Here is a 13,918-nt window from a genome sequence, read left to right as displayed (position 1 = left end):
GTTGCATAAATGACAACAAACTTAAACCTACTAAAAATATTTTGTAAAGTATCGGAATTAGGAAGCTTTACTAAGGCCGCTAAGGCATTAAATATGCCAAAGTCACGAGTGAGTCGTGCAATAGCTTCCCTCGAGTTAGAGCTAGGTACTCAACTCATCCGTAGAACCACAAGGCAAACAAGTTTAACTAGTGCTGGTGAAGAGTTTTTTATAAGTATATCTCCTTTGCTCATTAGGCTGGACCAAGAAATTCAACATATAAGTGAAGCAACAAATGAGATAAAGGGCGTAATACGAATAACGGCACCAGAGGATATGTCACAGACAATACTCTCAGATATGATTTCAAAGTATATTGAAGCTTATCCTAAGGTAGAAATTCAAAGTATAATAACGAATCAATACCTTGATCTTGCCAAAGAAAATATTGACCTCGCTCTTAGGGTTGGTACTTTAAAGGATTCAAATCTAATTCAAAATAAGCTTACGGATGTTGGTCTTATACTTGTCGCTAGTAATAAATATTTGAAAAAGTATGGTTGTCCGAATAGCTTAAGTGAGCTTGAAGGTCATCGTTTTCTTTCTTTTAGAGATATTCATACTATAGCAAACTCAGAATTCATGCTTGATAGTTTTAAAACAGTAATAACATCCGATAGCTTTTCAATGCTCTTAAGGCTTGCTCTTGACGGGCAAGGAATAAGTATCCTTCCAGATTATTACTGTAAAAGCTACCTAGAAAGTGGAATGCTCACGCATATCTTACCTAAGTGGAAAGGAAAGAAATCTCCTGTCCACATTGTTTACTCACCCACAAAGAATTTACCTCAAAAGGTTAGAAAATTTATAGAAATCGCAAAAGAAATAAGTATATAAAAGTTTACTTATTATTTTTCTAAAACATTTAGTAGTCCACACTTGTTAGCTGTTTGAATAGCAAGTCCAGGTCTTGCATTCACTTCTAAAAGCATCGGTCCTCTTTGTTGATCTAAGATTATATCTGCTCCAAGATAGCCAAGGTGTGCCATTTTATAACAGTTTGCGGCCATCTCTAAGATTGTATCCCAATAAGGAATTACTAGCTCTTGAATATCTACACCTGTGTCGGGATGATGAGTGATAGGTACATCTTTATGAACACCGTAATTAACTCTTCCAGTTTTAAGATCAATTCCACAACCTATGGCCCCTTGATGAAGGTTTGCTTTACCATCACTTTCTTTAGTTGGTAATCGAGTCATTGCCATCACGGGAACACCTTTATGAACTATGACACGTACATCTGGAATTCCTTTATATGAAAATCTATCAAAGATGTCGTGACAGAAAATTAATTCCTGAATCATGGCCTTATCAGAATTACCAGATAATGAATAAAGTCCTGATAGAATCCCTGAGATATGTTGGGAAATATCTCTTAAAGTAAACTTTTTTCCACTTGGGTTATAGCATAATACAGAATTGTCCGTTTTCTCAATTTTAGTGATTAGGATAATTCCATTTCCCATTGCTCCACACGATGGTTTTATGACGAAAGAGTCTAGCTTGCGAATTTCACTTTCAAGACTTTTAAGATGAAAGTTCTCTGAAACTACAAAGTAATTTCTAGGCATTGGAACATTCAACTCTTTAGCTCTCTTTTCAGTAAGAACTTTATCGTCCACCAGTGGAAAGAACTTTCTTTCATTTAAAGGAAGAATGTAGCGCCCTACTCTTTCATTTATACCAAGTACACCGGCAGCTCGAAGTTTTTTAAAATATCCAAACATTATTTATCCTCAATAAAGCTTTTAAATCTAATCAACTCAGAGATTCTATAACCATGATAAGAGCCAATTAGAATAAGTAATCCAATCACAGAAATAAGTAATTCAGGATGTGTGAAAAGTACTATTTTTACAAAGAGAAATTGGTATAAAAAGTAACTTAGAACTGCAATAAATAGTGTTCCTAATATTGGCGGTAAAGACTTCTTAAAACCTTCCTCCAATAGCTGTACACTTAGAGTTTCTACAAATACAGCAAGAATGACTATTGGAACCCCGGAGAACATCTGAGGATTAAATAGGTCAAAATTAAAGTTCATTACACCCATGAATAAAAATAGACCTACAATTAAAGTTAGAATAATGGACAAACGAGGAACTGCTAATAGATAGAATTTATCCAAGACATATCTCTCAACAAGTCCCAGGAGAACTACCAGAAAGAGAGTAAAGAGTCCCATCCAAAAAGAAGAAGAGGCAAGAAATAGTCCTAATAGTATAGGCATAAAGATACCAAAAGTTTTTATTCCAATCATATTTCGACATACGGCCAAGACCAATGTCCCAAAAGGTATAATTAAAATATAAAAATAAAATTTCTGCATAGCGAGCGGAAATTGATAGAGGTTAAAAGAAGAGTAGAAAGCACTCTTTTGTTTTAGATCTTTATTATAAGAAACTCCATTCACGCCAGAAACTGTACCAGGCTTAACTAAGAAAGAGACATTGATAGAGTCGTGCTCAAAAAGAGATCTATACTTTACAAAATTATCAGTAACAATAATAAAACGATTTGGGTTAAAGATTCCTTCTTCTAGATCAAAGCCAATACTAATCCATTTGTCATTGATATAGACTTGGTTCACAAAAGAGACCGACGCCTCAACAGAGCTATTTACATTTCTTAGTTCCTTAGAGTTTAAATCGATTCCTAATAAAATCTTAGAACTCACACCTTTTCTCAGCATTAAAAAGTGATAAAGCAAAGCTTTCTCTTTTAAACTGGCCGTTTCAGTCAAGAGAACTTTTTCAAAGCTACCGACATCTTTTTTAGAAGTCCCCATCTCTGCATGAATATAATGTCCAACGTTCTTAGCAAAGGAAAGATTGTCTGGATTGGCCTTAATTAAAATATTATAAATTTTTGTAATAGATTCTTTATCTTCTTCGTCTTCAGTGAAAGTATCAAATGACGTAGGCTTTCCACTCGCCTTGTTCTTTTTCTTAAAAGATATCTCATACTTCTTCTTGAAGATGATGCCTTTTTTAAGGTCTCCACTATAGGCTTCTTTCAGTACTTCTTTATCGCTTGATACAAGCTGATAATCCCTTGTAAAAATTTTAGGAACTAGTACATCAACTTTATCTCGATCCCTAGTAAGCTCCACTGAATACTCAATAGTCCACTTATCATAGTTCGCTTGTGGAGTAAGTGGCATATCTAAAACGTAAATTTTATAAATTACTGAGAATATTCCAATTAAAAATAATACAAGGCCAATAGACTTTATTTTTGTTCTGCTCATAATTAATTACTCTTATAGATGTAGCTTTTAGAAGTATTTACTTCATAAGCATTGTTAATATAATCTCGTCCAATTAAAATTTTGTGCTTAAGTCCTCTTCGATCCGCTAAAGAGACATTTATATTTCGCTTATCATTTCCTATTGCGACTTCAAACGGAACAACGTATCTCATTTCTGGTTTAAGTGAAGTTGCACTTGTAACTGGCACCTTAGCTGCAACCTTTTTAGTGATAGAGACCGCTTTATTCTTTGAATTTGAGATTTTAAATGAGATATACTCTTCTTTACCTTTTTTAAACGCTTTCAAATCATAGGCATTTATAGAAGTTCTAGATGCACCTGTATCAATACGAGCTTTTAAAGTGACCAACTCATCAAGAGTCACTTTCTCTAAAGACCCTAACTCTTTTAGATTAAAAATGGAATTACAATCACTTTCTTTTTGATCAAGTACATCTTTGAATTTCTTTCTCTTGGCAATAAGATTCTTCGTACTCGAATCAACACTATATCTTCCTCTAAGAATATTCCTTCCTAGTAAAAGTTTATAATCCATTCTTGATCTATCATTTAAGTTTACTAGTGCTTTTACTTTCTTACCTTCTACATAAAGGTCTAGAGTAACAAAATACCTTTTATGAGAATTATTTGCGCTTTTTATTTTACTGATCTTTTCAACTTTTTTTACAAAAGTTTTAGATTTACCATTATTAGCGATAACTTTAAATGAAATATAGTCTTCACCATTTTTAACTAGTTCTTTTATCTCGGCAGCATTTACAGAAGTGGTTTTCGCTCCTGTATCTACACGAGTTGCAAAACTCCCTAGGCCGACAATATCAATTTTTTCGACTTCACCAATAAGAGGGAGAACTCTATCTTGAATACTACAAATGGCAATTTTTCGCTCACTGGAATTAAGATCTTTTTTATTTTCAGGAAGAGCACAGGCACAAAGAAAGAGTAAGACTAAAAGTCTTATATATTTGATTTTCATTTTGACTCCTATTTCTGACAAATAGTAGCAAAGAACGAATGGGCCTGTAAATAGTTGTGCGCTAGTTAGATTGGAATCTAAACTTTATGAAGTCATTAATTAATTGTTGATCAATGGTGGAAACTGTTTCTAATTGTTTCTTTATGATTGCTTCTTGCTGCTGTGAGATTGGAAAGTAAGTTTTTGCTTTCTTAGGGTAGGCCCAGCCCCATTTATACTTATTTTTAATGGGAGAGAGATGACCTATCTTTATTCCTAGATACATCATATAGGAAAGTTTTGAGAGTCCCTTAGATTTAACACACGAGCGAATTTCAAGATCCGCTCTTTTCATATCATCCTTAGTTCCTCCGACCCAATACGCGAGATCATGCTTGATACAGCAATCTTCCCACGAAATCTTTCCATCTCTGGTTTCTTCAGAAAACATTGTACATAGATCAGTCTCAAAAGGTTTTAGCTCATAGACTTGAGGAGTATCTGCTAACGTGAAGCTTGGAATCAAGGCCAAGATAACTAACAAATGTCTCATTTTAAAGAATACCTTTTCCATATTCAGTAAATATATGTAATTTTCCAGTTTCTGCCTGCTTCCAGCAATTATCAGTTGATACTCTCTTAATAGAACATGAGTTTAAAGAGCCATATTTCCAAAATCTCGCTCCATCTTCGGGATATCTACTTAATCGCTTTGGTGAACCTATTCCTATATGTAAGGTTTGACAGCCTATTCCAACTTGTAAACTCATCGGAGACTTATCTTTATACATTTGGCACAAGTAATCTTGTGCAACTGCTCTATCCTTAGGTGTAGCAAAGTCGAGATCAAACCCTCTTGCTTGAATATGATCACTACTCTTGGCCCCACCTACTTTCTTATTGTAACATGACGGACGCCACCAGTTTCTGATTTTGATTCCTCTTGAAGCTGAACGACCTTTGTTAATATGATTTCTAAGCTCAACTCCAAGTAGCCCTTGAGCAACTGCCGACTTCCATCGACACTTACTAGGAAGTAAAGACTTATGTCCACAAGAGCTAGCAACGTCTTTACGGTTTGGTGTGATCATCTCTTTTGCACTAAAGAATTTAGTGAGACCGCTATCGTTTAAATAATTCTGAAACCCTTCAAGATTAAAGTCATAACCTTCTGGGTCCATTACCTTACCGTTAAAATTAACAATAAATTCATCAAGATTATCTAGTTCCTCTTGGGTTTGATCTTCGCACTTGTCCTCAGCAGTTTCTCCCTCTGGAACTTGAGATGGATTTCGATGAGTAGCTCTTTCACTAAAGCTGTCTTCATTATATGAATGACCGTTTAATAAAGCGATCTCTTCCCAATTAAGAGGAGAATTTTTAACAAATATTGAGCAGCTAACCAGCAGTGCCAAAACAATATAAGAGACGTATTTCATAAGCTTCCTTGTTAAATTCATTTAATTTATCGGAAAACCTGAATTCAACTTTAATAATAATTACAACTACTTAAAAACAGCTATCTATTTACTCAAACATATTGTAAAAGTAGCTATGAAAAAGATATTTAAACTAAAAATAGACAACAAAACACCTGAAAGACAGGCCGACTCAATAAAATACGAAGTAAAAAAGTATATTAAAAGAGAGAGAAAGAAAGACCTTCCTGAAGGTGCAGACTACTGGGATTTTGACTGTAAAATCGGCCTTGAAGAATCAAATGCCAATATTATCCATTCTCAAGAGATTAATCCTTCAATTGACAAGCTTTTAAATGATCAAGTCGAAGCTTTCTATTTAGAAATTATTGCTAAGCCCGGTCACAGAGCTAAGAAGCCTCAGGCAAAGTAAGTTACTTACTAAGTAACTTACACTTTACCTCTAGTAGTATATCCCTACTCCATAGGGCATATTCTAAAATATCATTTGATTTCTCAAGCTTAGAAACCGCATAACTTCTAGATGGTGTTGCGAGGTCGAGAACCTCTAGCTCAAACTTAGCATTATTCTTTTCAGTCATCATAAATGTGTACTGATCAAATTTGAAAAAGGCTAACGTACTTTGTGCTTGCACAGTAAATGATTCTTGAAATATTTCCTGTGAGTTATGCTCAACGACACAGTTCATTTTTACAGCAAAACTAGTAACACTCATCATCAGCATAAGAGCTGTTATAAACTTTTTCATAAAATCTCCTTATTTAATTATTTTAAAAGAAATTTCCATAATTAACTATGCGGGCAACTTATCCTTGCACATCGCAACATTCTATAGGTAGAATATTTCTCAAGGAGAATATATGAGCAATGAAATCGATGAAGGACATATTAAAGAAGCAGTAATAGATAAGGTTCAAGAGATGTTTGAACTAGCAAAGAAAGAACTTCAAAAAGTAGAATGCCCAGAGCACGGAAAAGCACTTAACTCACTAGAGTTCGATAGGGCCAATGGCCGCTTTAAGATAGATACGTGTTGCCCAGTTGGTGAAAACCTAGTTAATGAGGCCATTATAAAGCTGTAACTACTTTGCTTTGGGTAAGTGAATATTAAAGCGAATACTTGAGTACCTAAAAATAATACAAAATATCAATGTCCCTGATATATTCAAATAGTATGGTATCTCCAAGTAAGAAAGGCCAATAAAAGCAACTGAACAAAGTGCTGCAGTTGTCGCATAGACCTCTTTTTTAAAGATAATTGGAATTTCGTTATTAAAGACAGATCGAAGAATCCCACCAAGAACTCCTGTAATTATCCCCATGATAATGGCGGTCTCTATATTTGTATTCAGTGCTAAGGCCTTCTGAGCACCTAGTATAGCAAAAATACCAAGTCCAATAGTATCAAAGAGTAAAATAGTGGACTGCATCTTATTAAATATACTTCGTGCAAATAAAGTAAGCAGAGTCGCAATCAAAATAATATATAGACTCACAGATGAAATAGTCCAAAAAACTGGAACATCGAGAAGCATATCCCTAATGGTTCCCCCACCAACAGCAGTAAGAAATGCCAAGAACAACATACCAAAGAAATCATACTCAGATTTTGCCGCAACAGACGCTCCAGTGAACGCAAAAGCAAATGTTCCAATATACTCCAAAATAATTATCAGCTCTTTCATCGTAATCCTAATTTAGCTCTTTGCAACAAACGCAGTACGTCTTCAAAGACCTCAACCTTTTATATAATATACATTAAATTTTATCACCAAAAGGAATCCAATGAAACTATCACTATTATTACTTTTTTTTACTTTTCCAAGTTTAGCAAACTGCTATCAACTAGATAACAAATCAGTCTCTATAAAATGGACCTCTTACAAAACGGCCAAAAAGGTTGGAGTTAGTGGAACTTTTAAGAAAGTTACTTTCAAAACAGACAAGAAACAAAAATCAATTAATAGTATTTTAAAATCTGCTCATTTCTCAATTGATACGGACTCAGTTTCAACAAAAGACCTAGGTAGAGATAAGAAAATAGCGAAATTCTTCTTCTCAACAATGACAGGTGGAAGTAAGATTACAGGAAAGACAAAAGAGTTAAAAAAGAAGTCAATCGTTATGACTTTTAATATTAATGGCAAGAGTGTTGATGTACCGCTAAGCTATTCTGTGAAAAAGAACTCACTAGAAGCAAAGGGTGTCATAGATGTTTTCGACTTTTCTTTAAATAAGCAACTAGCTGCTTTAAATAAAGCATGCTTTGCAAAGCATGAAGGAAAAACATGGAATGACGTTGCTATTCAAATAAATGCAAAATTTAACAAGTGTAAGTAAGAGGATCGTATGGGAAGAAAATGGGCCAATATAGTAAAGAAAAAAGGCGCTGCAGATAAGCTGAGAGGCCAAATTTATACGAAGATACTATTTGAAGTATCTAAAGCTGTTAAGTCAGGTGGAGAAGATCCAGCGACCAACTTTCTTTTAAAAATTGCTTTAGAAAAATGTAAAAAGAATAATGTTCCTAAGGACAATATTGATAGAGCAATAAAGAAAGGCCTTGGGGGAGATGATGATGGTTATCAAGAAATCTCTTATGAAGGATACGGTCCAAATGGCGTGGCCATTTTTGTTGAGGCCTCTACTAATAATGTAACAAGAACTGTTGCTAACGTTAGAGTTTGTTTCAAGAAGGCCGGTGGATCACTAGGAACGACAGGCTCACTACAATTTGTTTTTACTAGAAAAGCTGTATTTGAAGTCCCACAAGGAGACCTAGACGAAGACGAGTTCACTTTAGAGATGATTGATGCCGGAGCAGAAGATATAGAGCTAGAAGATGGTATTTTTTGCATCAACGGTCCAATGGAAGTCTTTGGAGCAATCTCTAAGAAGTTAGAAGAGTTAGGAGTTCAGCCTGAAGAAGCTACTCTAGAGCAGATTCCACAGACCTTTAAAGAAGTGGATGACGAAACATATGAAGCGATTATGAAAATGATTGATGCTCTTGAATCGGATGAAGATGTACTAAAGGTTTATCACAATATCGAATACGATGAGAGATTTGCTGAGTTATAAGCTTTATACAAAAGAATCAAAGTAGGTTTTGCGACCTACTTTACTTCTTTCTTTTCTGGTCTTGGACCACGTTTTTTAGTAATTAGTCCATTAAGAAATTTTCTAAGAACCTGATCACCACATTCACGATAATGGATATGATCCTCTCTTCTAAAAAGAGCCGATAGCTCACTTTTACTCATTTCAAAATCTGATAATTTTAAAATTTCAAGAATTTCATCATCTTTAAGTGAAAGTGCTACACGAATTTTCTTTAATATATCATTATTAGTTAACAATTTGACCTCTCTGAATAGGAACAACCTAACCTAAAGTGAATAAGACTTCAATCTATGATTCCATACCATTTACATATTTCATGGCTAATTCGCCGGAACAATTGAGTAAATCTCATCTACCCTTGAAGGGTCGAGCTGAAAAGAGACAGCTCCAAGATTTAGCATAAGTAATCTCATTACATCAACTTCGCTAAGCCCAAGCTCTTTTTGAAGATATACTATTAAGTTCTTTTCTGTTTCTTGGATAAGTCGCCCATACTTAGTATCTTTAGACCTTTCACTAATATAATATAGATATAAGTGAGGCATTTCTTTCATGTGAATTAACACATTCTTCATCCGATCTCTAACCCCGAGTTTATTTTCGCCAGAAGTATTGAAGAACAGATCGAGCATAAAGAGTACAGACTCATGAACAATATCAACTTTTTCCTTACCAAGGTAATAGTATATTAGAGAACGTGTAACATCGGCCTGCTTAGAAACATCTGACAAAGACCATTTTAAATGCCCTTTCATGACTTCGTGATAAAGTACACTGTCACAGATTTTAAAAAACACGAGCTCTTTTTTACTAAAATCTTTCATGCCTATCTATATGATGAAAACAAATTTAGTACAAATTGCTATGAAAAAAGAACAAAGACTCAGTACAAGACTGAGCCTAAGTATTCAGAATTATTCAGCTGTTGCAAAGTGAAGGTCTAGCCCTTTTAAATCCCATTTCGTAAATCCGCGCTTTTTATAGACTTTTAGCTCAGCAATATACACCCACATAAAGTGGTGAGAAGGATAAGTAGAAATGAGCTGGCTAACTTCAAGTAAAGACTTATTAAATAGTTTTGCGGCCCTATCTCTTTCGCCCTCAAGGTCTTCAATGATAGCGAGATCTCTTAGAACCTGAGAACGTTCATAAGTATGTAAACTTTCAAAGTGCTGCTCTCTTATTGAGAGAAGATCATTCTTAATTTCTAGAAGAAGAAGTTTGTCTTGTGTCTTCTCATATAATTTTAAACCTAGCCTTGATTTCATAATTAAAGATGGAAAATCGAAAAAATTATTTTCCCCCGCTATTTGAGTATTATGACTCAAAAAAGAAATAGTCTTTTTTAGGTTCTCTGTACTTTGAGAAAAGTCCCTATTATTCATATAAGCAAGAGTGTAGTTTCTTAACAGGTCCTCAAAAAATGGCATTTGAGATCTAATCTCTTCATGCGCTCTTGTCTGAGATATAAATGAAAAGAACCTATCCTTAGATTCAAAGTCAACATGAATACCAAGAAAGGTTGAATAATTAGTTGGAAAACTCTCTCCTAGAGAAAACCAAAAATTATTTGAAGCGGAATCAACAACATGACTCATAGATGTATATACTTTAGAAACAGTTCTTCCAAAAGTTCGCATTCCCATATAATGATCAATATGACCTGAGAGTAAATCAATTCCCCACTGAGCATCAATCGAACCCTTAGATCTTTCTAAGGATTGATCTACATGTAAAATTCTTGCTCTAGACTCTAGACTCTTATTTACAGAGTATTCAAAGTTATATCTAGCTGTATCTTTATGTCTAAAATGATTTGCCTGAGAAATGGCCCCCTTTGTTCTCTTCGCCACTCTAACAATCGCACCTGAAACCTCAACACTTGCAGTCTCATTTGTTTTGCTATCAGAAATTAGAAATGTCCATGCTCCAAAGTGACCATATCTCTTTAGAAGTTTTACAGCTTGATCAATAGAAGTCGTATTTTTAACAATCATATTTGCCATATAAGGAGCTATCACACCAAACTTTTCTTTCTTTCGCATACCATGACGTAAATTATGATGTGATCTCGCCGCACTATAAAGGGTACGAACTTTGGTTGTTCTAAGCTCATGTGTTGACACTGAAATTCCCCGAGCGTTCATTCCAGTAATCCCACCACTATAGTGGAGACCAGCAGTACTCATTCCAATATAAGGGATACCTTTTTTAGGTGTATGACGAAGAATGACAGGGTATTTATCAAAAACTCCTAAAAACCCTGTATCGAAATTTCGCCCATGAAGAAATTCACCATTTTTAGTAAACCCTTCACCAGCAACAAATCCAGTACAGCCCATTTTTAACTTTCTTAGTGGTTTAGTAACTTTTTTAAGTATGCTAAAGATACTCTTACCTATGATTGAAGCTCCACACTGGGACATTAGTTCCATAGTGGCCTTCTTTGAATTTTGCTTCATTTTCACTTCTAATGCGTCTACATAGCTGGACATCTCAATCATTAGAGTTGCTTCCAAAACTTGCGACTTATCAATCCCTGCTCCTTTTGCAAGCATTTCGAGCTCTTCTAAGAAACTATCTTCTAAACTTCTCTTATATCTTCCTTTGATACATTTAAATATTGTTTCAAATGATTCTCTTTCTTTTTTTTCAAGAGCTGCAAATGATTCTCTCTTACGCTTCATTACAGAAGAAATAACACCATCTTTAATCTCACTGGATAGAAATTTTCCGTGATAAAAGGCTACATCTTTCATGGTTCCATTTATATCTAAGAAATGAATTTTTTTGTCTTTAATTGTACAGATATAGTGAGTTTGACTTCCATCTTTTGCCTGTACTTTACAAGTTGAATTCAAAGAATGATCATCACTCGCCTGTATTTGTAGGCCAGTAAATAGTAATAATATTAATAATATATATTTCATCTAACTCTCCTCTAAAAAGTTGAAAATAGTGTTGTTAATCCCGCACAAAAAAAGACAGGACCAATAATTGCGTTTATTTTTTTCATATGATTGCTAAGAAATTCATTATTCAAGCGTGCAATAAGACCTAAAGCTGTAAGAGTTCCCCAGACACTCAAAAGAAATACACTAATAAGAAGTAAAACTCTTGGTGCTGCAGTATATCCTCCAGATGACTTATCCATTAAAATAATTAGACCAAGATACGAAATAATTAAACTTGGATTCATTAAAGACATGAAAAGAATTTTCTTAAATGTACTTTTTTTAAGTGTTGATTCAGATTTTCTACTTCTATATGTACTTACTCCATAAAGAAGTAAGAATAGACCGAATATCGAAGTTAATAGAATCTCGACTGAACTTGTGAGCTCTAATACTCCACGACTTCTAAGCGTTAACGAAATACATAGATAGAATATCTCTACAACACCTAGGGCGCCAAGTAAGTAAATCCCTCTTCGTATTCCACAACTCGCAAAAGATTTTACAATACTTAATCCACTTGGCCCTAATGGTAACGTAGACAAAATGCCTAAAGCTACCGTACAAAGAATTTGACCTACAACTGACATGCCACACTACCTAAATAACTTTGTAAATTCGGAATAGAGTTATTCAAAAAGCTTTGAAAATCATCACTAGAACCGAAGACGGTCTTCATTTTAAACTGACCTTTATTCTTATAAAGATCAAAATATTCTTTGATAAAATTTGATGGAGCAATTGTAACAACAGGCGATTCGATTATTGAATCTTCTCTGCAGTCAGCATAATCCAAATTATTCTCACATAGAATTTGATCAATAAGACTTTCTAATTCAGTTGAGCTTGCCCCATTATTTAATTCATCGGAAAAGATAGTCCAACTGTAGCAATGTTTACCATTTTTTATTGAAGGTGAAAGAAAGTAATGATCAACATTTGTTCCAATCTTCTTACTTAAAGCTACAACTGAATCCAAAACATGTTCATCTGTAGTTTTCTCTGCAGCCAAGTTTATTCCACTTCCCTGCCGACCTAAAACTTCAAAAGTAAGAACAGGACTAACTGATTTAATTCTAATGATATCTTTCATCGCGTAATTTATTAAGCCATTAGGCGTGCTTGTATTTACAAAGTAATCAACACCAATTTCTAACTCCCCTATTCCACATTGATCAAGGGTTTCGACCTCATTAAAAGTAAATACTAATTCAGGATGAAATGTGTAGACTTGTTTCTCATCTTTAGCATTATTAATTCCAATTCCAATTGGAGCCTCTGTAGAAGCATAGATACCAAAGTAATTTAATCTTTTCCCAACAAGTTCATTGAGCCTATCTCTATATTGATCAATTGTTGTTGCTCCATAAATAACAGTTTCAAGATTTGGCCAGATTTCAGAAATTGTTTTCTTCCCTGTTCTCTCAAGAACATATTCAAAGATTGAGATTAGGTATGTAGGAATACCTGAAGCAACTTTGAGATCTACATTGATCGTTTGCTCATAAATCTCGTTCATTTTATGTTCCCAATTTTCAATAGAGAGAGTATCGATAGATGGATGCGTCATTTTCTTTAGCGAGGCAGGTGTTTTTGCCGTGAGTATTCCTGAGATATAACCAAAACTCATTCCATCTTCTTCATATGTAATAGGAGATGAACCATATGATAAACGACTTGCTGTTAACAAATCTAATCCCTTTACTTCGTGAGAGATTACTGCCGCTAAATATTTCTGAGCTTTTTGAAATGAAGAAATCATCTCTTTATTATAAGGAACCTTTTTAGAATCTTTCCCTGAAGTTCCCGATGTTAGTCCGAAATAGAGAACATCTTTTTTAAATAGAACATTTGTTGCGCCATGAACATGAGCATCAATAAATGGTTTGAAATCATCATACTCTCTAACTTTAAAGTGTTCTGCATATTCTTTATAGGATTCAAGATTATCTAGGCCGAACTTTCGACTAACCTTAGTTCCATCAAGAGACTTTCTTAGTTTTTTGTAATTAGTATTTTGTAGGTTAGTAACCTCTTTCTGATCTGCTAAAAGAATACCATGTAAACTTCTTAAATAAATACACGCGATTTTTGATTTTAAATTTTTCATATCTTTGCTCCTCATAGTCAAA

17 protein-coding genes are annotated in these 13,918 nt (G+C 34.3%); 5 read left to right on the top strand and 12 right to left on the bottom strand.

What is annotated here, in order from left to right; genetic code table 11:
* The first annotated feature begins 9 nt into the window (after positions 1–9).
* Positions 10–876: a LysR family transcriptional regulator gene (locus DPQ89_RS10280; protein WP_127716851.1), complete on the top strand. Its 867-nt coding sequence runs from the start codon at positions 10–12 to the stop codon at positions 874–876.
* Positions 877–887: 11 nt separating this feature from the next.
* Here the strand turns inward: DPQ89_RS10280 and DPQ89_RS10275 are convergent, their stop codons facing one another.
* The 5 genes from DPQ89_RS10275 to DPQ89_RS10255 all read right to left on the bottom strand — a co-directional run bounded on the left by DPQ89_RS10275 (position 888) and on the right by DPQ89_RS10255 (position 5,708).
* The gene (locus DPQ89_RS10275) at positions 888–1,769 is read right to left on the bottom strand and encodes an alpha-L-glutamate ligase-like protein (RefSeq protein ID WP_127716850.1); all 882 of its coding nucleotides are present in this window, start codon (positions 1,767–1,769) and stop codon (positions 888–890) included.
* The gene (locus DPQ89_RS10270; protein ID WP_127716849.1) at positions 1,769–3,292 is read right to left on the bottom strand and encodes a 7TM domain-containing protein; all 1,524 of its coding nucleotides are present in this window, start codon (positions 3,290–3,292) and stop codon (positions 1,769–1,771) included. The genes DPQ89_RS10275 and DPQ89_RS10270 overlap by 1 nt, the downstream gene beginning before the upstream one ends.
* Before the next feature lie 2 nt (positions 3,293–3,294).
* Entirely contained in the window at positions 3,295–4,290 is a 996-nt protein-coding gene (locus DPQ89_RS10265; protein WP_127716848.1) for a RimK/LysX family protein, read from the bottom strand.
* Positions 4,291–4,351: 61 nt separating this feature from the next.
* Positions 4,352–4,822: a hypothetical protein gene (locus DPQ89_RS10260; protein ID WP_127716847.1), complete on the bottom strand. Its 471-nt coding sequence runs from the start codon at positions 4,820–4,822 to the stop codon at positions 4,352–4,354.
* A 1-nt stretch (position 4,823) separates the two neighbouring features.
* Positions 4,824–5,708 (bottom strand): D-Ala-D-Ala carboxypeptidase family metallohydrolase, encoded by an 885-nt coding sequence (locus tag DPQ89_RS10255; protein ID WP_164848348.1) that lies wholly within the window; start codon positions 5,706–5,708, stop codon positions 4,824–4,826.
* Positions 5,709–5,823: 115 nt separating this feature from the next.
* Between DPQ89_RS10255 and DPQ89_RS10250 the strand changes: the two genes are divergently transcribed.
* Positions 5,824–6,120: a DUF6172 family protein gene (locus DPQ89_RS10250; RefSeq protein ID WP_127716845.1), complete on the top strand. Its 297-nt coding sequence runs from the start codon at positions 5,824–5,826 to the stop codon at positions 6,118–6,120.
* 1 nt (position 6,121) lies between these two features.
* On the opposite strand, the gene DPQ89_RS10245 is transcribed toward DPQ89_RS10250, so the two are convergent.
* Positions 6,122–6,457 carry a hypothetical protein gene (locus DPQ89_RS10245; protein WP_127716844.1) on the bottom strand — a complete coding sequence of 112 codons (336 nt, stop codon included), beginning with the start codon at positions 6,455–6,457 and terminating at the stop codon, positions 6,122–6,124.
* 112 nt (positions 6,458–6,569) lie between these two features.
* Here DPQ89_RS10245 and DPQ89_RS10240 point away from each other — a divergent pair, with 112 nt between their 5' ends.
* Positions 6,570–6,791, top strand: coding sequence for a hypothetical protein (locus DPQ89_RS10240; RefSeq protein ID WP_127716843.1), 222 nt, complete (start codon positions 6,570–6,572; stop codon positions 6,789–6,791).
* Here the strand turns inward: DPQ89_RS10240 and DPQ89_RS10235 are convergent, their stop codons facing one another.
* A complete protein-coding gene (locus DPQ89_RS10235; protein ID WP_127716842.1) occupies positions 6,792–7,394 on the bottom strand; it encodes a trimeric intracellular cation channel family protein in 603 nt (200 codons plus the stop codon). It lies immediately after the preceding gene.
* Between the two features lie 100 nt (positions 7,395–7,494).
* Here DPQ89_RS10235 and DPQ89_RS10230 point away from each other — a divergent pair, with 100 nt between their 5' ends.
* Positions 7,495–8,049, top strand: a complete 555-nt coding sequence (locus DPQ89_RS10230) for a YceI family protein (RefSeq protein WP_127716841.1) — start codon at positions 7,495–7,497, stop codon at positions 8,047–8,049.
* A gap of 9 nt (positions 8,050–8,058) precedes the next feature.
* Positions 8,059–8,790 (top strand): YebC/PmpR family DNA-binding transcriptional regulator, encoded by a 732-nt coding sequence (locus tag DPQ89_RS10225; RefSeq protein ID WP_127716840.1) that lies wholly within the window; start codon positions 8,059–8,061, stop codon positions 8,788–8,790.
* 35 nt (positions 8,791–8,825) lie between these two features.
* Here DPQ89_RS10225 and DPQ89_RS10220 read toward each other — a convergent pair whose 3' ends face one another.
* The 5 genes from DPQ89_RS10220 to DPQ89_RS10200 form a co-directional block, all read right to left on the bottom strand.
* Positions 8,826–9,068 (bottom strand): DUF1456 family protein, encoded by a 243-nt coding sequence (locus tag DPQ89_RS10220; RefSeq protein ID WP_127716839.1) that lies wholly within the window; start codon positions 9,066–9,068, stop codon positions 8,826–8,828.
* Positions 9,069–9,152: 84 nt separating this feature from the next.
* Positions 9,153–9,656 carry a TetR/AcrR family transcriptional regulator gene (locus DPQ89_RS10215; RefSeq protein ID WP_127716838.1) on the bottom strand — a complete coding sequence of 168 codons (504 nt, stop codon included), beginning with the start codon at positions 9,654–9,656 and terminating at the stop codon, positions 9,153–9,155.
* A 90-nt stretch (positions 9,657–9,746) separates the two neighbouring features.
* Entirely contained in the window at positions 9,747–11,762 is a 2,016-nt protein-coding gene (locus DPQ89_RS10210) for a C45 family peptidase (RefSeq protein WP_127716837.1), read from the bottom strand.
* Between the two features lie 11 nt (positions 11,763–11,773).
* Positions 11,774–12,376, bottom strand: a complete 603-nt coding sequence (locus tag DPQ89_RS10205; RefSeq protein WP_127716836.1) for a LysE family transporter — start codon at positions 12,374–12,376, stop codon at positions 11,774–11,776.
* Positions 12,364–13,896, bottom strand: coding sequence for a GH3 auxin-responsive promoter family protein (locus tag DPQ89_RS10200; protein WP_164848347.1), 1,533 nt, complete (start codon positions 13,894–13,896; stop codon positions 12,364–12,366). Before DPQ89_RS10200 ends, DPQ89_RS10205 begins: the two co-directional genes overlap by 13 nt.
* Positions 13,897–13,918: the final 22 nt, after the last annotated feature.

Origin of the sequence: Halobacteriovorax sp. HLS, assembly GCF_004006665.1 — a bacterium.
Lineage (GTDB): Bacteria > Bdellovibrionota > Bacteriovoracia > Bacteriovoracales > Bacteriovoracaceae > Halobacteriovorax.
Note: the sequence above shows the minus strand (reverse complement) of the source record. Positions and strands in the feature narration are given on the sequence as shown.